This window comes from Pseudomonas rhodesiae, assembly GCF_013285305.1.
GTDB lineage: Bacteria > Pseudomonadota > Gammaproteobacteria > Pseudomonadales > Pseudomonadaceae > Aquipseudomonas > Aquipseudomonas rhodesiae.
In genome coordinates this window covers 3,272,336-3,294,489 of sequence record NZ_CP054205.1, presented here as the reverse complement: position 1 = coordinate 3,294,489, position 22,154 = coordinate 3,272,336, and the positions used below count along the sequence as shown (strand labels likewise).

The 22,154-nt window shown below is 60.1% G+C and carries 16 protein-coding genes; 9 read left to right on the top strand and 7 right to left on the bottom strand.

Annotation, left to right across the window (positions count from 1 at the left end; genetic code table 11):
- Positions 1-2 precede the first annotated feature (2 nt).
- The 6 genes from HRH33_RS14865 to HRH33_RS14840 all read left to right on the top strand — a co-directional run bounded on the left by HRH33_RS14865 (position 3) and on the right by HRH33_RS14840 (position 5,894).
- Positions 3-2,393: a methyl-accepting chemotaxis protein gene (locus HRH33_RS14865; protein ID WP_167418010.1), complete on the top strand. Its 2,391-nt coding sequence runs from the start codon at positions 3-5 to the stop codon at positions 2,391-2,393.
- Positions 2,394-2,396: 3 nt separating this feature from the next.
- Positions 2,397-2,909 (top strand): chemotaxis protein CheW, encoded by a 513-nt coding sequence (locus tag HRH33_RS14860; protein WP_123479887.1) that lies wholly within the window; start codon positions 2,397-2,399, stop codon positions 2,907-2,909.
- A 73-nt stretch (positions 2,910-2,982) separates the two neighbouring features.
- Positions 2,983-3,507 (top strand): chemotaxis protein CheW, encoded by a 525-nt coding sequence (locus HRH33_RS14855; RefSeq protein WP_167418009.1) that lies wholly within the window; start codon positions 2,983-2,985, stop codon positions 3,505-3,507.
- Positions 3,504-4,307 (top strand): CheR family methyltransferase, encoded by an 804-nt coding sequence (locus HRH33_RS14850; protein WP_167418008.1) that lies wholly within the window; start codon positions 3,504-3,506, stop codon positions 4,305-4,307. The genes HRH33_RS14855 and HRH33_RS14850 overlap by 4 nt, the downstream gene beginning before the upstream one ends.
- 1 nt (position 4,308) lies before the next feature.
- Positions 4,309-4,818: a chemotaxis protein CheD gene (locus HRH33_RS14845; RefSeq protein WP_034138293.1), complete on the top strand. Its 510-nt coding sequence runs from the start codon at positions 4,309-4,311 to the stop codon at positions 4,816-4,818.
- The gene (locus HRH33_RS14840; RefSeq protein ID WP_167418007.1) at positions 4,818-5,894 is read left to right on the top strand and encodes a protein-glutamate methylesterase/protein-glutamine glutaminase; all 1,077 of its coding nucleotides are present in this window, start codon (positions 4,818-4,820) and stop codon (positions 5,892-5,894) included. The genes HRH33_RS14845 and HRH33_RS14840 overlap by 1 nt, the downstream gene beginning before the upstream one ends.
- A 12-nt stretch (positions 5,895-5,906) precedes the next feature.
- On the opposite strand, the gene HRH33_RS14835 is transcribed toward HRH33_RS14840, so the two are convergent.
- Together HRH33_RS14835 and HRH33_RS14830 are read right to left on the bottom strand one after the other, a co-directional pair.
- A complete protein-coding gene (locus tag HRH33_RS14835) occupies positions 5,907-6,536 on the bottom strand; it encodes a response regulator (protein WP_034138291.1) in 630 nt (209 codons plus the stop codon).
- Entirely contained in the window at positions 6,533-9,517 is a 2,985-nt protein-coding gene (locus HRH33_RS14830; protein WP_243269829.1) for a sensor histidine kinase, read from the bottom strand. The genes HRH33_RS14835 and HRH33_RS14830 overlap by 4 nt, the downstream gene beginning before the upstream one ends.
- A gap of 249 nt (positions 9,518-9,766) precedes the next feature.
- Between HRH33_RS14830 and HRH33_RS14825 the strand changes: the two genes are divergently transcribed.
- Together HRH33_RS14825 and HRH33_RS14820 are read left to right on the top strand one after the other, a co-directional pair.
- Positions 9,767-12,664, top strand: a complete 2,898-nt coding sequence (locus HRH33_RS14825) for a sensor histidine kinase (protein ID WP_167418005.1) — start codon at positions 9,767-9,769, stop codon at positions 12,662-12,664.
- Complete coding sequence (locus tag HRH33_RS14820) at positions 12,649-13,710, top strand: HD-GYP domain-containing protein (RefSeq protein WP_034138288.1); 1,062 nt, start codon at positions 12,649-12,651, stop codon at positions 13,708-13,710. The genes HRH33_RS14825 and HRH33_RS14820 overlap by 16 nt, the downstream gene beginning before the upstream one ends.
- 65 nt (positions 13,711-13,775) lie before the next feature.
- Here HRH33_RS14820 and HRH33_RS14815 read toward each other — a convergent pair whose 3' ends face one another.
- Both HRH33_RS14815 and HRH33_RS14810 read right to left on the bottom strand, forming a co-directional pair.
- On the bottom strand, positions 13,776-14,939 hold the full coding sequence (locus tag HRH33_RS14815) for a GGDEF domain-containing protein (RefSeq protein ID WP_167418004.1): 1,164 nt from the start codon (positions 14,937-14,939) through the stop codon (positions 13,776-13,778).
- Positions 14,940-15,045: 106 nt separating this feature from the next.
- Entirely contained in the window at positions 15,046-16,257 is a 1,212-nt protein-coding gene (locus HRH33_RS14810) for an MFS transporter (protein WP_167418003.1), read from the bottom strand.
- A gap of 101 nt (positions 16,258-16,358) precedes the next feature.
- Between HRH33_RS14810 and HRH33_RS14805 the strand changes: the two genes are divergently transcribed.
- Positions 16,359-17,180, top strand: a complete 822-nt coding sequence (locus HRH33_RS14805) for an AraC family transcriptional regulator (protein WP_040268478.1) — start codon at positions 16,359-16,361, stop codon at positions 17,178-17,180.
- Between the two features lie 9 nt (positions 17,181-17,189).
- Here HRH33_RS14805 and HRH33_RS14800 read toward each other — a convergent pair whose 3' ends face one another.
- From HRH33_RS14800 to HRH33_RS14790, 3 genes are all read right to left on the bottom strand, one after another.
- Positions 17,190-19,742 (bottom strand): bifunctional diguanylate cyclase/phosphodiesterase, encoded by a 2,553-nt coding sequence (locus HRH33_RS14800; RefSeq protein ID WP_167418002.1) that lies wholly within the window; start codon positions 19,740-19,742, stop codon positions 17,190-17,192.
- A gap of 74 nt (positions 19,743-19,816) precedes the next feature.
- Positions 19,817-21,013 (bottom strand): MFS transporter, encoded by a 1,197-nt coding sequence (locus tag HRH33_RS14795; protein WP_167418001.1) that lies wholly within the window; start codon positions 21,011-21,013, stop codon positions 19,817-19,819.
- Between the two features lie 64 nt (positions 21,014-21,077).
- Positions 21,078-22,100 carry an alpha/beta hydrolase gene (locus HRH33_RS14790; protein ID WP_167418000.1) on the bottom strand — a complete coding sequence of 341 codons (1,023 nt, stop codon included), beginning with the start codon at positions 22,098-22,100 and terminating at the stop codon, positions 21,078-21,080.
- Positions 22,101-22,154 lie beyond the last annotated feature (54 nt).

Here is a 22,154-nt window from a genome sequence, read left to right as displayed (position 1 = left end):
TCATGACCGTCAAAAAAAATATCTCGCTGCTGGTCGCCTCAGCTCTGTTGGGGATCTTGATCCTGGTCAGTCTCAGTCTTTATCTGATGGGTGGGGTCAGGAGCGCCGCCAGCTATGCGCAATTCAATACCGTGCCCAGCCTGCAATTGCTGGATCAGGTGGCCCTGACCCTTGCAGATAACCACAGCCGGCAATGGCAGAGCCTGTCCGCACCTGCCGGTAGCCCCCAGCAAAATGACAAGGACTCGGTGCTCCAGGCCCTTGATCGCTACCAGAAAGAGTTCATCTCCGACGATCGTGATGCAACGTTGCTCAGCGCCTTGCGCAGCACAGTCAACGAATACAACCGGGGGGTGGAGCGTTTCGACAATGCTCTGCGCAATGCTGCTCCCGAGGCCCGCACTGCACTGCTCGACCTGGACGTGACACGGGAAAAGGTCACCTCGGCCTTGAGTGATATCCGCCAGTACAACCTGGACCTGGGAAGTAAAAAAGCAGCAGTCGCGGCGTCGACCGAACAGACGGCGATCTACAGCATTGCCTTGGTTGGCGGCGCCACTTTGGTGGTGATCGGCTTGATCGGCTTTTTCCTGGCACGCCGGCTGTTGCACACTTTGGGCGGCGAGCCCGACGATGTGCGCCTGTTGGCCGAGCGCTTCGTGGCTGGTCAGCTGGATGTGCAAGGCAGCGGCAATGGCGTTGAGCGATCCGGACTGATGGGTTCCATGGACCGCCTGAGCGGGACCTTGAAACAGTTGATCAGCGATATGAACCATATGTCTGCAGAGCACGACAAGGGCGACATCGACGTGCAAATCAATGCGGCAGACTTCGCTGGCAGCTATGGGCTGATGGCCCAAGGCATCAACGCTATGGTCAATGGGCATATCAGCGTCAAGAAGCAAGCCATGGCCTGCATCAAATCGATCAGCGAGGGCGATCTGCAAGCGCCGCTGCAGGCGTTCCCTGGCAAGAAGGCTTTCATAAACGACACCGTCGAGCAGCTTCGCAGCACCATCATGGCGTTGATCGAAGAGATGCGTCACATGTCGGACGAGCATGAGAAAGGCGACATCGATGTGCATATCGACGTGCAGCGATTCCACGGCTCGTACCGTCAGATCGCCCAAGGCATCAACGACATGGTCGATGGCCACATCAGCGTGAAAAAGCAGGCCATGGCGTGCATACGTTCTTTCGGTGAAGGCGACCTGTCGGCGCCCCTGGCCCAGTTCCCCGGCAAAAAAGCCTTTATCAACGACAACATCGAGCAACTGCGCCGCAACATCCAGGCGCTGATCGAAGACACCCAAATGCTCAGCGAGAATGCCGTGGTCGGTCGCCTCGATACCCGTGCGGACAGTACTCGCCATCAAGGGGACTTCCGCCGCATCGTCGCAGGGATCAATAGCACGCTGGACTCGATCGTGGCGCCGCTCAGCGAGGCGATGGAGGTCATGGTGGCCCTGTCCGGTGGTGACCTGACCCGCAGCGTCAAAGGCGACTACCAAGGCAGCCTGCAAGACCTGAAGAACGCAGTCAACGAAACGGTGACCAAGCTCTCGCAGATCATCGGCGAGGTGCGCAGTTCTGCCGACTCGCTGTCCAGCGCCTCGGAAGAGATTTCCGCCACGGCCCAGAGCATCAGTCAGTCGGCTTCGATTCAGGCGACGTCGGTTGAAGAAACCTCGGCGTCCATGGAGCAAATGTCGGCGTCGATTTCGCAAAACACCGAGAACGCCAAGGTGACCGATGGCATGGCCGGCAAGGCGAGCAAAGAAGCCTGTGAGGGTGGGCAGGCCGTGAAGGATACCGTCTCGGCCATGAAAACCATCGCGGAGAAAATTGGCATCGTCGACTCAATTGCCTATCAGACGAACCTGCTGGCGCTCAACGCGGCCATCGAAGCGGCCCGTGCCGGTGAACATGGCAAGGGCTTCGCGGTCGTCGCCGCTGAGGTGCGCAAACTCGCCGAACGTAGCCAGGTCGCGGCGCAGGAAATCGGGCATGTGGCCAAAAGCAGTGTTGCCTTGGCTGAACGGGCCGGCAACTTGTTGGATGAAATCGTGCCCTCGATCACCAAGACTTCCGATTTGGTCCAGGAGATTGCCGCTGCATCCGAAGAGCAGTCCATCGGCTCCGAGCAGATCAATACCGCCATGTCGCAGATGAGCCAGATCACCCAGCAAAACGCCTCGGCGTCTGAAGAGCTGGCCGCTACCGCCGAAGAAATGAGCAGCCAGGCCGAACAATTGCAGGCGTTGATGGGCTTTTTCACCCTCCAGGGGCGCGCGGCGGTTTCTGCCGTACCCCGAGTCGCCGCATCCAGTCTGGGCAGCGTGCAAAGCAGTGAGCATGCTCAGGAAGGCGGTTTTATTCGCTTCGGGAGTTGAGACATGGACGCCGCCGTCTTGAGTCATCCCGAGCAGGCGCCGCAGCGTGCGTGTGACGGCCAATTCCTGCAGTTTCTGACGTTCGTGTCCGCCCGGGAGGTCTATGCAATCGATACCTTGTGTGTGCGCGAGATCATCGAATACGGCCAGGTGACCAGCGTACCGATGATGCCGGACTTTATCCGCGGGGTGATCAACCTGCGTGGTTCGGTGGTCCCGGTGATCGATCTGCAGGCGCGCTTTGGCAAGGGTGCCACGCTGCAAAGTAACAGGACCTGCGTCGTTATCCTGGAACTGATCCAGGAAGACGAATCCCACGTGCTGGGCATCGTCGTCGACTCGGTGAGCGAGGTGATCGAAATCGAGCTGGCCGACATCAAGGCCGCCCCAGCGATCGGAAACCGGATCCGTGAAGACTTCATTCGAGGGATGGTCAAGATCCGAGGGGCGTTCCTGACTGTGCTTCAGCTCGACCAGGTGCTGTGTGTTCGTGAGATCGCCAGCCAGTTGCATTGAGTCGTCGCGCCCCGGGGTGCGTACGTTGTCTTGTGAAGGGCCGCCGGATGCGGTGGGGCCCGAGGAGTGAACCATGTCCATATCCGCGTCGCGCTTGCCCGCCCCAGGAACGGCCGCCCCACAATACTTGACCTTCAGCGTGGGTCAGGAAATGTTTGCGGTAGGCACCCTGTGCGTTCGGGAGATTGTCGAATACGGCCCGATTACCCCATTGCCAATGGCGCCGCCGAAGGTGCGCGGCATCATCAATCTGCGCGGTGCGGCCATTCCGGTGCTGGATCTGGGGTTGTGTTTTGGCGGCGCCCAGACTTTGGCCAACCCACGTACCTGTATCGTTATGCTGGAGGTCCACGGCAGCGGCGGCACAGGCCTGGTGGGCATCATCGTGGATGCCGTCAGTGAGGTACTTGAGATACCCGCCGAGCAGATCGAGCCGGCCCCGTCACTCCAGGGGCGTCTGAGCCCCGAATTCGTGGTGGGGATTGGCAAGCTCAGTGACCGCTTCGTCTTGTTACTTGATATCGAACACATGCTCGCAAGCGACGACTGGCCAGCGCTGTTTGCTTCGAACATCAACACGGACGGGTTGCAAGCATGAATACCGTCCTCTCCGACACCGAGTTCCAGCAGTTTCGGTCAATGATTCATGAAATCGCCGGGATCAGCTTATCCGTCGCCAAGAAACAGCTGGTCAGTGGCCGCCTGGCCAAGCGTCTGCAGTTTTTCAACTTGACCACCTACGGCAGCTATTACCGTTTGCTGATGAAGGATCGGGCCGAGCTGCAAATAGCGGTGGACTTGTTGACCACCAACGAAACCTACTTTTTCCGCGAACCCAAGCATTTCGAGTTTCTGCGCGACGTGATTCTTCCCGGGCTTGGCGGTAATGGTCCGGTGCGCATTTGGAGTGGGGCCTGCTCCACCGGAGAAGAACCCTACACCCTGGCCATGGTGCTGGCCGACAGCCTGGGCACCCGGCCATGGGAAATCCTCGCTTCCGATATCAGTAGCCGTGTGTTGGAAAAGGCCCAAGGCGGACGCTACCCACTGGACGGTATCCGCGGTATTCCCGAAGCGCTGTTGAACAAGTACTGCTTGAGGGGCGTGGGCTGCAACAATGGCATTTTCATGGTCGACCGCGCGTTGGCGTCACGGATCACCTTCACTTCGATCAACTTGAATAATGCGTTGCCTTCGGTGGGGCAGTTCGACGTGATCTTCCTGCGTAACGTGATGATCTACTTTGACAACCAGACCAAGTCCGAGGTGGTGAAGCGCCTGAGCAAACACCTGAAGCCAGGCGGCTATTTCATCGTGAGCCATTCGGAAAGCCTGAATGGCATCAGCGATGAAGTGCAGTTGGTGAAACCCTCGATCTATCGCAAGCCGGCTGCTTGAGATGACGCGGGTGGTCGAATATTTCCTGCAACCCGGCGAGGTGGCGTTCGGAGGGCGCCAGATGCGCTTAGGTACGGTGCTCGGGTCCTGCGTTGCCCTGGTGTTCTGGCATCCGCAACGCTTGTTGGGCGGCATGTGTCATTTCATGTTGCCGAGTCGGGGGCGCCACATCGTCGGGCACTTGAACGGTCGTTACGCTACGGATGCGCTGATGTTGTTGTTCGAGTGCATTCATCAGGCGGGAGCCCGGCCCGAGCAGTTCGAGGTGAGTATTTTTGGCGGCGCTGACATGTTCCCCGGGGTCAAGCGCGGTGACGCTATCGGGATTGGCCAACAGAACGTCACTGCGGCCAGGCGCCTGATCCAGGACCATGGGTTGCAATGCCGGGTCTATCACGTCGGTGGCCGGGGGTACCGTCACTTGCTGTTCGATGTGAGCACCGGACGCCTTCAACTCAATCACGCCGACTCGGTACGCAAAGTATTCGAATCGCCCAAGAGTAATGTCTGATGACGGATATCAAGGTGTTGATCGTGGATGATTCCGCCGTGGTGCGTCAGGTGCTGAGCGCCGTTCTGAACCAGGCCAGTGGAATCCAGGTGATCGACGTTGCCGTCGATCCGGTTTACGCCATGGAGAAGATGAGCAAACAATGGCCTGACGTCATTGTGCTGGACGTCGAGATGCCACGCATGGACGGCATTACCTTCCTGAAAAAACTGATGGCGCAAAAGCCTACGCCGGTGGTGATTTGTTCGACGCTGACAGAGAAGGGCGCCAAGACCACGTTGCAGGCGTTGGCGGCCGGTGCAGTCAGTATCGTCACTAAGCCACAGTCCAGCCTGCGACAGTTCCTGACTGATAACGCGGATGAGCTGGTCCAGGCCGTCAGGGCGGCGGCGAAGGCCAATATGCGATGTGTAACGGGCGCCAGGGCACCTGTCGACGTACCGCCACGGTTGAGTGCCGACTCGATTCTGCCCCCTGCGTGCGTAGCGATGACGCGCACGACTGAAAGCATCGTTGCCATCGGCACTTCCACTGGCGGCACCCTGGCTCTTGAACAGGTCCTACAAGGGTTGTCGCGGGCATGTCCAGGCATTGTCGTGGTGCAGCACATGCCGGAAAAATTTACCGCCGCCTTCGCCGAACGCCTCAATCACGTTTGCGAGATCGAGGTTCGCGAGGCGGCTCAAGGTGATCGCATCATTCCCGGGCGTGCGCTGATCGCACCGGGTGGCACGCATATGCTGGTCAAGCGCACTGGCGCCCAATACCAGGTGGATATTGTGCAAGGGCCTCCTGTCAGCCGACATCGACCCTCGGTGGATGTACTGTTCCGTTCGGTCGCGCGCAGCGCAGGCAGCAATGCCTTGGGCATCATCATGACGGGCATGGGGGACGACGGCGCCCGTGGCCTCAAGGAAATGCGCGATGCCGGCGCCAGGACCTTGGGGCAGAATGAAAAGTCCTGCGTGGTGTATGGAATGCCGCGCGAGGCGTTCAAGCTGGGAGCGGTCGAGCGTGAGCTGCCCCTGGAGCAGATTGCTTGCGCCATCCTTGACGTTCGCGGCCATCAGCCCTGAGCCGCGGCGTCTTTAGACCAGCCCTTCATTCAAGGCGTAGCGCACCAGGTCCGTACTGGTGGTAAAGCACATCTTTTCCATCAGCCGAGTCTTGTGTGTGCTGACGGTCTTGTTGCTGATCACCAGTTGCTCGGCGATCTGGTTCACGCTCAGCCCTTGGGCCAGCATGCGCAGAATCTGGAATTCACGCGAGGTCAGGCTCTGCGATGCGTTCTCGGACGTCACACCGCTGCTTTGCAGTGCGATTTGTTCGGCCAGTTGCGGGTCGAGGTAACGTGCGCCGGTGCTGACCTTGCGGATCGCCGCCAGCAGCGCTTCCGGGTCGCGGTCCTTGGTCATGTAGCCTGAGGCACCGGCGCGTAGGGCGCGCTGGGCGATGTGGGCTTCATTGTGCATGCTCAGGATAAGCATCGGCAGTTTGGGGTAATGGCCGTGGATACGGCCAATCAGGTCCTCGCCACTCGAACCCGGCATGGTCATGTCAAGCAAGAGTACATCGATATCGGTATGGCGCAACAACTCCAGGACCCGGGCCCCGTTCTCCGCTTCCGCCACCACGGAAATATCCTTGACCAGGGCGAACAACTGCTTGAGGCCTTCGCGCATGATTGTGTGATCGTCGGCCACCATTAAACGGATCATGAGTCTTGACTCCTTGAAGCGGGTACACGTAATTGGACACTTGTGCCGCTGCCCGGGGCGCTGCATACCGTGGTGGTTCCGCCCAAGGTCAGGCCCCGTTCGCGCATGCCCAGCAAGCCAAGGGTCTTGGATGATTGTTCACGCTGCTCGAAGCCCTTGCCGTTGTCAGTGATTTCCAGTGACCAGTCATGCTCGCTTTGCTCAAACCTGATATCGACCCGAGTGGCTTCGGCGTGTCTGGCAATATTGGTCAGCGACTCCTGGGCGATGCGAAATGCGGCGGTTGCGCTGGCATCGTCCAAGCTGACTTTTTGCGCAGGCACCTGCAGGTTGCAGTCGATGCCCCATTGCTGCTTGAACGTGTCGGTCAGCCATTCCAACGACGCGACGATGCCCATGTTAAGGATGGAAGGGCGCAGGCTGGTGGAAATGTTCCTGACCACCTGCACCGTTTGGTCGATCAATTGCAGTAGACGCGCCACTTGTTCGCTGAGCTGGGGCAGTTGCTCGCCGTACTGGAAACGCAGCAGCGAAGTGCCCATGCGTATGGCGGTCAGATGCTGTCCGAGTTCATCGTGGATCTCCTGCGCAATGAGCTTGCGTTCCTCTTCCCGTGCACTTTCTCGGCTGGACATCAATTGGCGCAGCTGCTTGTTGAGCGATGCCAGGCGCGTCTCGGCCAGGCGCAGTTGGGATATATCGCGAACGACTGCCAGAACGGTAGAGATCTTGCCGTGGATGTCCTGTTCGGGAACGAGGCTGATGTGATAGACGCGCTGCAAACGATGTTGCTCGTTGAACACATATTCATGTTCCAACGGCCGGCCTTTTTCCACCGCTTCGATGACTGCGGCGTGGAATAACTGGCTTTGCAGGTTTTTCGGCAGAATTTCGAGCAGGTCCTTGCGCAGCAAGTCGATTTGCGGGCGATCCAGCCAGGCTTCCAGGGCGGGATTGACGAACAGCAGTTCTGCCGTTCGACTCAGCCGTGCAATACCATCCGGGGAGTTTTCAACCAGCGTGCCGATTTCCTGCTGCCGGGCCAGTTCGTTGCGCTGGGCTTCCAGGATGTCGGTAATGTCGCGAGCAATACACACCAAGCGATGCAAGCGCCCCGTGGAATCGGCGACCGGAACCAGGTTGAAATGGACTACGAGTGAGCGCCGGCCGCAGGGCAGATGTGCATCCAGTTCGATGGGGGCGCCCACGGCAATACAGTGCAGGCAGATGGCCTCGACGATACTGGCGGCTCCTTTTTCCAGGCAATGGCCCAGCGATTGCCCGATCATCTGCGAGTGACTCTTGGCGAGCATTTCGCACAGTTTTGGATTGGCCTCCAGGCAACTGAGTTGCTGGTCGGCATCCACGGCCAGCAGGCAAAGCATGTCTTGGGAATGATCGAAGACTTCGCGATAACGGCGTTGGCTTTGCGCCAGGTGGCTATGGGCCGAGCAGCGCTCCCAGGCGATGGCAGCGATATGACTGGCCATTTGTGCGTGTTTGCGATCTTGCTCGCTCAGCGGGGTGTCACTACCGACGAATAACAGGATGACGCCCATCGTGTCGCCGTTCTTATGGGTCACCGGCTCAACCCAACAACCTCGATAGCCGGCCTGCAAGGCGGGCCGGCTGAAAGCCAAGTCTGAAGCCTCGCTTTTCAAATCGGTGATCAAACGATGCTGTGCGAACAGCTCCGGATGTCGAACGAGGTCTTCGGCAAGGCAGGTTGCGATCGAGGACGTATCCGTAAGGGGGGCGCCATGGACGTCGTCGCCAGGGACAGCCTTGAACGCCATGGCGTTGTGAAACTCGGGTGTCAGAATATCCAGGTAGGCACCGAGCAGGGGCAGCACCTCCTGGAGCGAGTCATGGGTAACCATCTTCTGGAAAATCGCCGAGCGCGCATTCTCGGCGCGCTCCTGGCGGCGCAACGCACTGATATCCTGGGCGGTGACCAGCACCCCGCACAGCTCGCCTGTTTCGTCACGCTCCGGGGTCAGATTGCACAGGAAATCCATGGGCCGACGTAAATGCGCGTCTGTGTTTTCCAGCAGAAACGTGTTTGCTACGCCGGTTGATAGGGTGAGTTCTACCTGTGTGCGAAAGTACTCGTCGAGCTGATTGGGCGTCGATGCGCGTTCGGTAATGTGAGTGTTGGGAAAACCTCGGGCGCGTTCAAGCTCCGGGTTGGCATAGATCTGTTGTCCGAGCCGGTTGTAGCGAAGGATGATGTTCTGTGAGCTTTTGGCCAGTGAGAGGTACTTCTGTTCGTTAATGAACAATGCCTGGCGCAAGGCGAGATGTTCACTGATGTCTTCCAGCTGCGATACGAAGTAAAGCGCTTCTCCATCGGCGTTACGGGCGATGCCCACGGTCAGGCGTGCCCACAGTGTGCTGCCGTCGCTGCGGATATAGCGTTTTTCCAGCGTCAGGCTCTTGAGGTGCCCCTGGATGAGCCTGTGCAATTCGTCCTTATTGATATCGGCGTCGTCTGGATGGGTCAAACCCTGGAAAGAGGTGGCGCGCAGTTCTTCTTCGGTGTAGCCCAGCATCTGACACAGCATACGATTGGCCGCGATCCATTCACCGCTCATTCGCAACAAGGCCAGGCCAGTGCCGGCAGAATCGAACGCCAGGCGATAATCCTGTTCGGCAAGGTGGATGTCATCGGCGCGACGGATTTTCAGCAGGTACGTGGCTTGCTGCGCTTTGTAGTCGAGCGTCACGCTTAGGGCGCCGCCACTGGCCGAGGTGCTCTGGAAAGACCAGCGGCCTTCAAGCCGCGCATGGGTCAGGTGTTGTTCAAACGCCTGCGGCTTGAGCGCAAACAACGCGGGCGCGGGCAAAAGGGCGGCGACGCTCTCGCTGAGCCCCAGCAATCCGCTGGCGCAGTCATCCATGAGGAGCAATGCCCCCTGGGCATCCAGCAGCAGGACCCCCACATCGTCGGCATCCTGCGTGGACGGTGTCGCTATAGCCATGGCTGAATCCATTCGCCCCATCCTCCGGTTATCCGGTCTTGAGCATAGCTTAAGTCGTAAGCCCAAAAATCGAGTGTTCGACTATGGTCATAGGTTACACACGGGCTTTTGATCGCGGCTGGGTGTCCCTACCGGATGGGCCAGGTCTCGCACAAAAGTAAGGGCGTCCCATATGGACAGAGAGCAGGGATGCTCTCACAATGATATCATTGTGATATCACTCATGTTGCCAACGCAACGAGCGTGCCTATGCAAGCAGCTCCAAAAAAGAGAGTCAGTCTGCGCAGATGGATCTGGCGCGCGTTTGCCAGTACCAGTCTGTTGCCACTCGTCTTGGTGGAAGGCGTGCTGATCACCACTTACTTCATCACGAACCAATCCATCCGAAACTCCCAGATCGAGTACCTGCATCAAAGTGCGACACGAGACATTCAGGTATCTGTCCAGCAGAATGCCTTGTTGGTGCAAGGCCAACTGGAGCAGATCCACAAGGCGATCGGCCTTTATGCCAAGTCCACTGAGCATGAACTGACCGAAAACCAGAATCTCACGGCGGCCTCGCTTTCATTAAGCGCCGATGGTGTCCGTTACAGTGCGGTAAACGACGGCGGATCCGCCTCGTTTTATTCCAATCTCACGGCGCCGGAAAAACAGGATCTCTACAAGATATCGCTTCTGGCGAATCAAGATTTCATGATGAAGCAGTTGAAGGATGGTGATCCGCTTATTGCCAGCATCTATTTCAACAGTTGGGACAGCTACAACCGGATCTATCCCTGGTTCAATACGCTCGAACAATATCCCCATGACATGGACATCACCCAATACAACTTCTACTACCTGGCCGATGCCCAGCATAACCCGCAAAGAAAAGTGGTCTGGACGGATGTCTACCTGGACCCGGCCGGCCAGGGATGGATGATGTCCGCCATCGCACCGGTCTACAAAGGTGACTTTCTTGAAGGCGTAGCCGGGGTCGATGTAACGGTCGACGGGATCTTGAAGCGGATCGAGCAATTGCAGATGCCGTGGGATGGCTACCTGATGCTGGTCAACAACAAGCTCGATGTCATGGCCGTCCCCAAGGCGGGTCAACGTGATTTTTCCCTGCGCGTCGATAACCAGCCCGCTGGTGAGCCTATTGATCACGAGCGTTTGCAATCGCCGGATTTAAACCTCGCTAGGCATCCGGACCTTGCCAGTCTCAACAAAAATCTACCCGCGCACTCACAAGGCATCGTGACGCTGACGTTGAATGGACGGCCCCACCTGGTCGCCTGGGATGAGATCCCCTCTACCGGTTGGTTCTTGCTGGCGGTAGTGGACGAGGCGGCGGTTATGCAAGAGACCAATCTGCTCGCCACTCATTACCGTGAAGTGGGCTATTTGTTGATTGCGGGGTTGGTGCTGTTCTACGCGTTGTTCTTTGCCTTCATGTGGTGGCGCGCACGCGATCTCAGTCGCCAACTGAGTAGGCCCGTGGAAGGCGTCTCACGAATGATGAGGGAGATCGGTCGGGGTAACTGGCAACCGGCTGCTAGCCCTTCGGACATCATCGAACTTTGGTCAATGTCCAACCAGGCACTGGGCATGGGCAGGCAGTTGGCCCAGGCTGAGTTCGTGCGCAGTTCCACACAGCAGCGGCTCGAATTGGTCATGGAGAGTTTTGCCGAAGGGCTTTGGGAGTATTACCCCCAACGGCAGCGCTTTATTCTCAAGGGAGCCCTGTGCCAGCGTTTCGGTTTCGCCGCCAATGAAGTGCCGATGGCGACTCTGCTGGAGAACATTCCCATTGAAGATCGGCAGATCTTCACGCGGTTTCTGGAAGAGGCCAGCAGCAGCGCCAGCGTGGCGTCGGAAGCGGAGTTCCGCATCAGAGACGTGCATGGCACGTTGATCTGGATCCTTTGCCGAGGCCGCACCCTGGAACCGTCGCGGCTGGATGATTCCACTGTCGTGGTCGTGGCCTGCGTCGACATCACGACGCTCAAGCAGACCCAATTGGATCTACGGGAGAAAACCCTGGAGGCGGAGGCCGCCAGTACGGCCAAATCCAAGTTCATCTCCAGCATGAGTCATGAATTGCGAACGCCCTTGAATGCCATTTACGGGTTTGCGCAATTGGGACTCATGCAGCCGGCTGCCGATGCATCGCAACAGACGGCCAACTTGCAGGAAATCATCGGGGCCAGTGAACACCTTATTCAGTTGGTGGACGACCTGCTTGATCTCTCCAGCCTGCAGGCCGAGAAGCCATTGCTGGATCTCAAACCGGTGAATGTGGCGAGCCTGCTATCCAACTGCGCAGACATGGTTCAACAGCAGGTTTGCGCGCACCGCCAAACCTTGCACATCGAGGCGCCTGCGGATACATGGCACGTCTGGGCGGATAAGCGTCGTCTCAAGCAGGTCCTGATCAATTTGTTATCCAACGCAATCAAGTACAACCGGCCCGGTGGCGATGTCACGCTGGGAGCCATGGTTGTCGAGACGGGCGCGCGGTTGCGTCTTTACGTGAAGGATACCGGGCTGGGCATTTCCGCGGATGTGCAGAAGGAGCTGTTCCGGCCCTTCCAGCGCTTGGGTAAAGAGAACTCTTCCATCCAGGGCACTGGCATTGGCTTGGCGTTGTGCCGGGACCTGGCGTTCCTGATGCATGGCACCATGGGCTTTGAAAGCCTGGTCGACGTGGGAAGCACCTTCTGGATCGACATGTGCTCTTCGGCTTTTCCAGCGCCAGGGAGCGATTCCACGGCGTCAGCCATGGGTTTGCCCTGCGTGCTACTGGTCAGCAGCAACCCCGAGGATGGTCAGGTGGTCCGGGATGCTTTGGCCGGTGATTTCGAGGTGCAAAGGGTCGAAACGTTGCCTGAGGCCAGCCTCGTGCTTGAACACACGGCAGTCAGCGTATTGATCGTCGCCACAGCGCATCGTGCGCCTGTGCTGGATCCATTTTTCCGCAGTTTACGCACGCAGTTCGCCGAGGCGGCCATGTCGATCATCGTGGTTCGTGGGGCTATGGACCAGGCCTCGGATGACCCCTTGGAGTGCCAAGCTATAGTGCCTTCTCCCTTGGGGAGGCAGAGTATTCGTCATCTCGTATTGACGCTCATTGCGAAGAGGGCAGACGCATGTTCGCCAAAATAAATGCTGAAAGCAGGATCGTGATTATCGACGATGTGCCCACCAATCTCAGGCTTCTGGATTCATGCTTGCGGGCCGTGGGCCTGCGTAACATCACAACCTTCAGCGATTCGGCCCAAGGGCTGGACTGGCTGCTTTCGAACGCCTGGGACTTGGTGCTGCTGGACCTGGACATGCCCGCGCCTGACGGATTTGAGATCCTCGATCGCCTCAATAAACGCGACCGCACTGAGTCGCCGGTCATCATCGTAACGGCCCTGAACGACCAGCAGAATAGGCGCAAAGGCCTGGAAAAGGGCGCCAACGACTTCATCTCTAAACCCATTGACCTGCCCGAAGTTCTACTGCGCGTACGCAATTGCCTGGAGCTGTCGCAGGCGGCGAAGCAGCTACGCGATGTCAATGCCGAGCTTGAGCGCAAAGTCGAGTTACGCACCGTTCAACTGGCGTCCAGTTACAAGGCGATCAGCAGCAGCTTGAATCGAGCAGCCAGCTATCGCGACGATGACACGGGGCAGCATATCGTTCGTATCGGCGAGTCCTCCGCATTGCTGGCCAAGGCAATCGGCATGCCTTCCCCGTGGTGCGAACTTATGAAGATGGCGGCTCCGCTGCACGATATCGGGAAAATCGGCATTGCCGATGCAATCCTGCAAAAGCCGGGAGCGCTCACGCCGCAAGAACGACAGATCATGCAGGAGCATGCGCGCATCGGTTATGAAATCCTGCGTGACCCGCACGGTTCTCCGTTGACGGATCTCGCAGCGGAGATTGCGTTGGCGCATCACGAACGTTGGGACGGCACCGGCTACCCTAACGGGTTGCAGGGTACGCAAATCCCATTGTCGGCAAGGATTGTGTCGATATGCGATGTGTACGACGCCATAAGAATGCCTCGGGCCTATAAACAGGCTTGGGATGTCGAGCGTTCGAGGCGTTTCATCACCGATCAGGCCGGCACCCAGTTCGACCCTTTCCTGGTAGATATTTTTTCTAGTCTCTTTGACGAGATAGATCGCTTGCGGTCGCCGGATGGGTCAGAGGCCTGATATGGCCGCCTGCCGGGTCATCACCGTTTATACCGCCCTCAAATAGACTGCCGATATGCGCAGCCTCAGCTCGATGCTCCCCCCGTCCCATCCACTAACCCAATCCGGTCGCGCCCACCCCGCTTGGATTCATACAGCGCCGCATCCCCCTGTTCGATCAACGCCGCCAGGCTGGCCGGTGGTTGGTCGAAGAGCAGGGCACCGATGCTCAGCGTGACCGGTTGCGGTGTGGCGAAGTGTTGGCCGGCCAGTTGCTGGAATTGCCCACGCAGGCGGTTGCCCAGGTCGACGATCTGCTCGGCGCTGGTGGCGTTGAGCAGGATGACGAATTCATCGCCGCCCAGGCGCGCGGCCAGGGCGCCGTCGGGGGTGACGCTGCGGATCATTTCGCTCAAGGCGATCAACAATCGGTCGCCGGCGATGTGACCGTGCAAGTCGTTGACGCCTTTGAAATGATCGATGTCGATCAGCAGCAGCGCCCCCGGTTGCGCCGCCGAGGCCTGGGCCAGCAGGCGTGGTGCGCGCAGGTCGAGGGCGCGGCGGTTGTAGAGGGCGGTGAGTGGATCGCGGGCGGCGAGGCGGGCGATGTGCTGTTCGCGGCGGTAGCGTTCCGAGCCGGTCATGGACAACGCGATCAGCATGATCGCCATGGCGCCTTCCACCAGCGACACCTGGATGATTTCGCCCTTGAACGCCGCCAGGTCGATCAATGTGCCGGGGATCACCACCGACACGGCCTTGGCCACGTAGAAGGCGCCGTGAATCAGCAGCACATAGCGCAGTTGCACCGCACCGACGCTCAGGGATTTGCCATGGGGACGCAGCAGGAAACTGGCGCGCAAGGTCGGCAAGGCCACCAACAGCGACTGCACCGCCAACATGGCTTTGGACCACGGCAGGTCGGTCGGGAGCATCAGCATGCCAAGCCACACCACCAGCATCAGTGCCCAAAGCGGTGAAAGGCGCACCTGGGTGAACCGCGCCACCCCGAGCAAAAACAGAAAATGTGCGCTCACCAGCAAACCGTTGGCGAACCAGATGCCGATCACCAGGTAGCCGTTTATGCGCAGCAGCGCCAGGGTGGAGCCGACGGTGATGGTGGCGAAACCGGCGCTCCAATACAGCAAGGACGGTTCGCGCACACTGCGCCATTCAATCAACAGGTAAAGCGCAGCCGCGGCCGCCAGGGCGACGGTCAGGGCCAGAATCGTGGGAGGGTCGAGCGTCATATCGTGCAGAACTGCCTGGTGTGCGTTTAAACGCGAATTGTAAGCGCACACACAGGTTTTTCAGAACACAAACCGTAATGGCATACCGCCATCCGATGGCCGGCGGTCAGACCCCTTTGGTCGACGGCAGCAACACCGTGAGTATCCCCACCAGCGGCAGGAACGAGCACAGCTTGTAGACGTATTCGATACCGTGGTTATCCGCCAGCAGGCCGAGCAAGGCTGCGCCGATCCCACTGAAGCCGAACATCAGGCCAAAGAAGATACCGGCGATCATGCCCACATTGCCCGGCACCAGTTCCTGGGCGAACACCACAATGGCCGAGAACGCCGAGGCCAGGATAAAACCGATTACCACGCTGAGCACGGCGGTCCAGAACAGGTCGACGTAGGGCAGGGCCAAGGTGAACGGTGCGGCGCCGAGGATCGAGAACCAGATGACCTTCTTACGCCCGATGCGGTCGCCGATCGGCCCGCCGAAGAACGTGCCCGCCGCCACCGCGCCGAGGAACAGGAACAGGTACAACTGGGAGTTGGCCACCGACAGCTGGAATTTTTCGATCAGGTAGAAGGTGAAGTAGCTGGTCAGGCTGGACATGTAGAAGTACTTGGAAAACACCAGTACCGCCAACACCACCAAAGCGAAGGTCACGCGGCCTTTGGACAGACCGTGGGTGGCCTGGCTGCCTTGCTTGAGCTTGAACAGGTTGAGGTGGTTGCGGTACCAGCGGCTCAAGCCATACAGCACACCGATGGCGAATACGGCAAACAGGCCGAACCAGGCGATATGGTCCTGGCCGTACGGGATGATGATCGCCGCCGCCAGCAGTGGGCCGAATGCGCTGCCGGTGTTGCCGCCGACCTGGAAGGTCGATTGCGCCAGGCCGTAGCGCCCGCCCGAGGCCAGGCGCGCAACGCGTGAGGTTTCCGGGTGAAAGGTCGACGAGCCCACGCCCACCAGGCCCGCGGCCAACAAGATCGCCGGAAAGCTGCCGACAAACGCCAGCAGCAGGATGCCGACCAAGGTGCATACCATGCCGGCCGGCAGCAGCCACGGCTTGGGATGCCGGTCGGTGTGGTAGCCGATCCACGGCTGCAACAGCGACGCGGTGAGTTGGAAGGTGAGGGTGATCATGCCCACCTGGGTAAAGCTCAGCCCATAGTTGGCCTTGAGCATCGGGTAGATCGACGGCAGCACGGCCTGGATCAGGTCATTGATCAAGTGCGCCAGGGCGCACGCGCCAATAACGCGCAACACCAGTGGGCTGGCTTGGGGTGGGCTTGAGGTGGCGGCAGGTGAGGCGGTCAGGGTCGACATGCAGGCATTCCATACAAGGCAGCAAACAGTGAAAGCGGGCAGCGGTGCTATGAACCGCTGCTCCATATCTAGACGCGGTGTTTATGCTAGATTCGGCGCAAATGCCTGTCTCGCGAAATTGGGGCGGCAATCATCGCAAAAAGGGCGAAATGATCAAATCACTGGATACATTCTTGCGGGAGATCGATGAAGGCGACTGGGCCGTCATCAGTTCGGCCACCGACTACCCGGAAAACTGGGTGATTCCAGACCATAGTCATGAGAAGCACCAACTGCTGTACGCCACCGAGGGCGTGATGGTCGTGCGTTCGGCGCACAACCAGTGGACGGTGCCGCCCCATCGCGGTTTCTGGATGCCCAGCGGCCACGTTCACTCCCTGCGCTGTGTGGGTGCGCTGAAAATGCGCAGCGTATTCGTGCGCCCCGGCAGCTTCCCGAATTTGCCGAGCGAGACCAAAGCGGTGAGCATCTCAGCGCTGCTGAGCGAGTTGATCAAGGCATCGGTCAGCCTTAAACCACCGTACGCCGAGGATTCGCGAGACGCGCGCATCATGCACCTGATTCTGGATGAACTGGCCCTGTTACCGGCCTTGCCGTTGTCGCTGCCGCAGCCGGCCGATTCGCGTATCCAGCAGATCTGCGCGGCCTGGCAACACGATCCGGGCGATGCCTCCACCGTGGCCGACTGGAGCGCGCGCCTGGCGCTGGACCAGAAAACCATCCAGCGTCTGTTCCGCAAGGACACCGGCATGACCTTCGGCCAATGGCGCCAACAAGCGCGCCTGCTGTTGGCGTTGGAGCGCATCGCGCTGGGCGAGAAGATTATCGACGTGGCCCTGACGCTGGGCTACGACAGCCCCAGCGCCTTCACCAGCATGTTCAAAAAGCAATTCGGCAAGACGCCGAGTCAGTTTTTCACCTAGCTCGGCGGGTCAGCCCAGCAAACCATGGAACGCGGTGATATCCAGTGGACGGCTCAGGTAGTAGCCCTGGCCTTCGTCGCAGGCCACCGATTTAAGCATCGCCAAGTGCTCGGCGGTCTCGATGCCTTCGGCGGTCACCGTCAACGACAGCGCGCGACCCAGGCCGACGATGGCCTGAATAATGGCTTTATCGTCCTCGCTTTCTTCCAGACGATTGAGGAAGCTGCGGTCGATCTTCAGCCCGTCGAACGGGAACGCGCGCAGGTAGCTGAGGGACGAATAGCCGGTGCCGAAATCATCCATGGCGATGCGCACGCCGAGCTGCTTGAGGGCGTGCATCACCTCCAGCGCAACGGCGGCATCTTCGAGCATCACGCTCTCGGTAATTTCCAGCTCGACCCGCGCCGGGTCGATCCCCGACGCCTGCAACGCCAGGCTCACGCGTTCCACCAGGTTGCCGCGCCGGAACTCGGTGGGCGACAGGTTGACCGACACAAACAACAGGTCCGGCCAGCGCGCGGCGTAGGCGCAGGCGGTTTCCAGCACCCAGTCGCTCAGCGCCAGGATCAGCCCGGACTCTTCGGCAATCGGAATAAACGTATCCGGCGCGATCAGCCCGCGCACCGGATGCTGCCAGCGCACCAGGGCTTCGGCCCCGACCATTTGCCCGTCGGCGATGCGATAGCGCGGCTGGAAGTGCAAACGCAGTTCCGCATGCTTGATCGCGAACCGCAGATCGCTTTCCAGGCGGCGCCGCTCGATGATGCGCGTGTTCATTTCGCCGGAATAAAAGCGCCAAGTACTGCGCCCGGCGGACTTGGCTTCGTACAGCGCGATATCCGCATAGCGCAGCAGTTCGGTAACGTCTTTGGCGTCATTGGGCGCCAGCGCGATGCCGATGCTGGCGCTGATAAACACTTCCTGCTCATCGATACGCACGGCTTGTTCGATGGAGGCAATCAGGCGCCGGCACAGGTTCTCGACTTCGTCCTGGTTGCCGGCATCGCTGAGGATCAGCACGAATTCATCACCGCCGACCCTGGCCACCAGGTCGCCGTGGCGCACGCAATCGGCCAGGCGCCCGGATACTTCGTTGAGCACCCGGTCGCCGGCGGCATGCCCGAGCAGGTCGTTGACCGGTTTGAAACGGTCCAGGTCGAGGCTGAGCATTACCAGCGGGTGGTCAGGCGAGGGCAGGGTCTTGAGCTTGCCATTGAGGAACGCTTGCAGCCGCGTGCGGTTGGCCAGCCCGGTGAGGGCGTCGTGTTGGGACAGGAACTCGATGCGCCGCCGGGCCTCGACTTCTTCGGTGACGTCGGTGGCGGTGCCACGGAAGCCGCCGCAAGGCATTTGTCGCGCGGCCAGGCGCGTCATGCGTTCCTGGCCCTGAGCGTCTAGGTAACGACACTGCAGGCTGAGGTCAGGATGCCGGTCCGGGCTGCCCAGCCATTGCGAGAGCACGCCGGCCTCGGAGCCAAGCAGGTCGAGCATGGGCGCGCCGATCCAGGCGTGACGGTCCAGGCCGGTGACGCTCTGAAAACGTTCCGACAGGTAGGTGAACCGCCAGTGGCCATCGATCTCCCAGACCCAATCGGAACTGGCCTCCACCACATCGCGAAACCGCGCTTCGCTGGTGGCCAAGGCATTCTGGCTGTCTTGCAGCGAGGCGTGGCTGGCGTCCAGCGCCTGCGCCGCCGCCGTGGCCCGGCGGGAAATCACCCAGGCCATCAGACACACCAGCAGCGCCGCCAGGCCCAGCAGCGGCAGACCGACCGCCATCAGCCGCAGGCCGGGGCGCTCCGGCTCCCAATGCAGGCTGCCGGCGTCGCCGTTGTTGCCCAGGGGTACCAGCAACACATTGCCGATGTCGTCAGGCGTGGCGATGTGCAGATTGTGAATGCCGGACTCATTGCCGATCAGGGCCAGTTTATCGGCGGTGAGCAGGTCTACAAACACCAGCACAGAAGACTTTCGGCCGTCCTTTTCCACGGTGGGGTCGGTGCCGGGGGTAATCGCCGCTGCGGCTATCAATGCGGGGGTGCCATGCACATTGATAAACCGCGTGACCGGGGTTTCGTCATCGGCGCCGGCGCGGGCCTGTTCGAGAATCTGGGCCATAGGCTGGTCGAGCCATTGGCTCAGTTCGAGGTGCTGCATCTGGCCCTCGACCACCGCATACACCGTGCGGTCTGTATCGTCGACCACAAACAGCCCCTGGAAGCCGAAGTCCTGATACAGCGTCGGCCCGACGTTTTCACGGACAAAGGCCCAATCGGTGTCCACCTTCATATGCAGGTGCTGGTAGGCATCGCTCCAGAACGCGTAGTCCTTGACGGTCACACGCAGGGATTTCTCCATCGATTGCATGGCTTTGCGCGTATAAAAAGCGCTTTCCACCTGCTCGGTATGGTCCAGGTCGTGGGCGATGTACACCAGCGAGTAAGCCGCCGCCGCGAACACACCGGCCAGCAAGGCCATGAAGTTGAGCAGTGACGTGCGGGTCAGCGACAGACTGGTGCGGGTGGAGAGGGTACGGACGATAGGGGCGAGAGTATTCGGCATTATTTCCCGCAGGGCGTCGCTGCAAGTCATGGGTATGACAGGCTATCGGCACCCTCGGCGAAATATTGAGCGGCTCAGGCGCCACGGGTTTGCCTATCCGGCTCGGGCACGCGTTGGCTGACGTGGGCCGTGAGCAGGGCGAAAACCGCCGCCAGACTAAGGACCGCCGCGCTCAGTTCGAAGGTGGCCCGATAGCCCCGAACATCGAACACCGCGCCCCCGACTATTGCCCCGGCCGCAATGGCCAACTGAATGATCGCCACCATCAGGCCGCCGCCGGCTTCGGCGGCATCAGGCAGGGTGCGAGCCAGCCAGGTCCACCAGCCCACCGGCGCGGCAGTGGCCACCAGGCCCCACAGCGCTAGCAACAGCGTGGTGATCGCGGTCGAGCGGCCAAAGGCCACGAGGGCCAGGGCGAGTAACGCCATGATCACCGGGATAATCGTCAAAGTGCGGTACAGGCTGCGTTGCACAAAGCGTTCGATCAACAGTGTGCCCACCAGCCCGGCGACGCCGAGCACCAGCAGGATCAACGACAGCAGCGACACGCTGACCTGGGTTACCTGCTCCAGAAACGGGCGCAAGTAGGTGAACAACATAAACTGCCCCATGAAGAAGCCGCTCACGGCGAGCATGCCGAGGGCCACCGGCGCGCGCTTGAGCAAGGCGAACACGTTGCCCCCGCTGGTGCGCTGTAAGGACTGGAAAGTCGGCAGGCTCAGCCACAGCCACACCAGGGCGACCACGGCCACCGGTACTACGCAGAAAAACGCTCCGCGCCAGCCGATGATGCCGCCGAGAAAACTCCCCAGCGGCGCGGCGATCACCGTGGCCAAGGCATTGCCGCCGTTGACCATGGCTAACGCGCGGGGCACCTGGGGCTGCGGCACCAGCCGCATCGCCGTGGCCGCCGACAACGACCAAAACCCGCCAATGGCCACACCGATCAGCGCACGCCCCAGCATAAACACCCAATAATTCGGCGCCCAGGCCACCACCGTACCGGAGGCGATCATCAACGCGGTCAAGCCCAGCAGCAGTCGCTTACGGTCCATTCGCGCAGCCACGGCGGCGATCATCAGGCTGGTAAGCAGTGCGAACAACCCGGACACCGAGATGCCCTGGCCGGCCTGGCCCGGGCTGATATGCAGGTCGGCGGCCAAGGGTGTGAGCAGACTCACCGGCATGAATTCCGAGGCGACCAGGGTGAACGCCGCGAGGGACATCGCGAACACAGCGCCCCAGCGAGGGGAAGAAGGGGAAACGGTCATGGGGGAAATCCTGTCGAGCGTAAACGGCGGCAGCCCGGAAGACCCAGACCACCGCAGTCGGTGATTACGGCAACTGGCGCTTGAAGAAGGCGCCGAGTTTGGCGAAGGGGATCAAATCGACGCGGTCATAGAGGTCGACATGGCCGGCGCCGGGGATAATCAGTAGCTCCTTGGGCTCGGCGGCGCGCTGATAGGCGTCCTCGCTGAACTCCCGCGAGTGCGCGTCGGCACCGGCAATCAGCAGTAAGGGGCGTGGGGACAGTGTCTCGATGTCGTTGAAAGGGTAGAAATTCATAAATTTCACATTGCTTGTCAGCGTCGGCCGGGTGGTGGTCTGCGCCGAGGCGCTGGCGGGGGTAACTTGGCCACGCGGGGTGCGGTAGAAGTCGAAGAACTCGTCGCCTACCGCATCGCCGGTCAGGGCCAGCGGTGTGCCGCCGGTGTAGACGGTCTCGCCGCCTTGGAATTCCACATAGCGTTGATTGGCGGCTTGCAGCAGGACTTTGCGGCGTTGTTCCAGGGGCATGCCGTGCTTGAGGCCGTTACGGTTGGCTGCGCCCATGTCGTACATGCTGACCGTGGCGATAGCCTTCAGGCGCGGGTCGATCTTGGCCGCCGCGATGGCAAAGCTGCCGCTGCCGCAAATACCGATTACGCCGATGCGCTCGCGGTCGACCACCGGGCGGGTGCCAAGAAAATCCACGGCGGCGCTGAAGTCCTCCACATACAGGTCAGGCAGCACCGCATTGCGCGGCTGGCCGGCGCTCTCGCCCCAGAACGAAAGGTCCAGGGACAGGGTGACAAAGCCCTGTTCCGCCATTTTGGTAGCGTACAGATTAGCGCTCTGTTCTTTGACCGCGCCCATCGGATGGCCGACCACCAGCGCAGCGCTTCTGGCGCCAGCAGCGAGATGCTTAGGCACAAACAGATTGCCCGCCACCCGCATGCCGTATTGGTTGTTAAAAGCGACCTTTTCGACGGTCACCTGCGAGCTGGTGTAGAAGTTGTCGGCACCGTTGGACATATCGGCTCCCAGTGAAGAAAAAGATGTCACCAGCAAACCCAGGGTGAGCAAGAGGCGTTTCATCGGATAATCCTTGATGGAAAGGGGTTGTGCCTATTGTCCCCAGGCTCAGCTGGT

Coding starts and splice junctions, on each gene's coding strand:
- HRH33_RS14805 (WP_040268478.1), top strand. CDS start 16,359: ATGCCTGTCTCGCGAAATTGGGGCGGCAATCATCGCAAAAAGGGCGAA.
- HRH33_RS14850 (WP_167418008.1), top strand. CDS start 3,504: ATGAATACCGTCCTCTCCGACACCGAGTTCCAGCAGTTTCGGTCAATG.
- HRH33_RS14790 (WP_167418000.1), bottom strand. CDS start 22,100: ATGAAACGCCTCTTGCTCACCCTGGGTTTGCTGGTGACATCTTTTTCT.
- HRH33_RS14835 (WP_034138291.1), bottom strand. CDS start 6,536: ATGATCCGTTTAATGGTGGCCGACGATCACACAATCATGCGCGAAGGC.
- HRH33_RS14830 (WP_243269829.1), bottom strand. CDS start 9,517: ATGGCTATAGCGACACCGTCCACGCAGGATGCCGACGATGTGGGGGTC.
- HRH33_RS14840 (WP_167418007.1), top strand. CDS start 4,818: ATGACGGATATCAAGGTGTTGATCGTGGATGATTCCGCCGTGGTGCGT.
- HRH33_RS14815 (WP_167418004.1), bottom strand. CDS start 14,939: ATGACGCTCGACCCTCCCACGATTCTGGCCCTGACCGTCGCCCTGGCG.
- HRH33_RS14810 (WP_167418003.1), bottom strand. CDS start 16,257: ATGTCGACCCTGACCGCCTCACCTGCCGCCACCTCAAGCCCACCCCAA.
- HRH33_RS14865 (WP_167418010.1), top strand. CDS start 3: ATGACCGTCAAAAAAAATATCTCGCTGCTGGTCGCCTCAGCTCTGTTG.
- HRH33_RS14825 (WP_167418005.1), top strand. CDS start 9,767: ATGCAAGCAGCTCCAAAAAAGAGAGTCAGTCTGCGCAGATGGATCTGG.
- HRH33_RS14795 (WP_167418001.1), bottom strand. CDS start 21,013: ATGACCGTTTCCCCTTCTTCCCCTCGCTGGGGCGCTGTGTTCGCGATG.
- HRH33_RS14860 (WP_123479887.1), top strand. CDS start 2,397: ATGGACGCCGCCGTCTTGAGTCATCCCGAGCAGGCGCCGCAGCGTGCG.
- HRH33_RS14855 (WP_167418009.1), top strand. CDS start 2,983: ATGTCCATATCCGCGTCGCGCTTGCCCGCCCCAGGAACGGCCGCCCCA.
- HRH33_RS14800 (WP_167418002.1), bottom strand. CDS start 19,742: ATGCCGAATACTCTCGCCCCTATCGTCCGTACCCTCTCCACCCGCACC.
- HRH33_RS14845 (WP_034138293.1), top strand. CDS start 4,309: ATGACGCGGGTGGTCGAATATTTCCTGCAACCCGGCGAGGTGGCGTTC.
- HRH33_RS14820 (WP_034138288.1), top strand. CDS start 12,649: ATGTTCGCCAAAATAAATGCTGAAAGCAGGATCGTGATTATCGACGAT.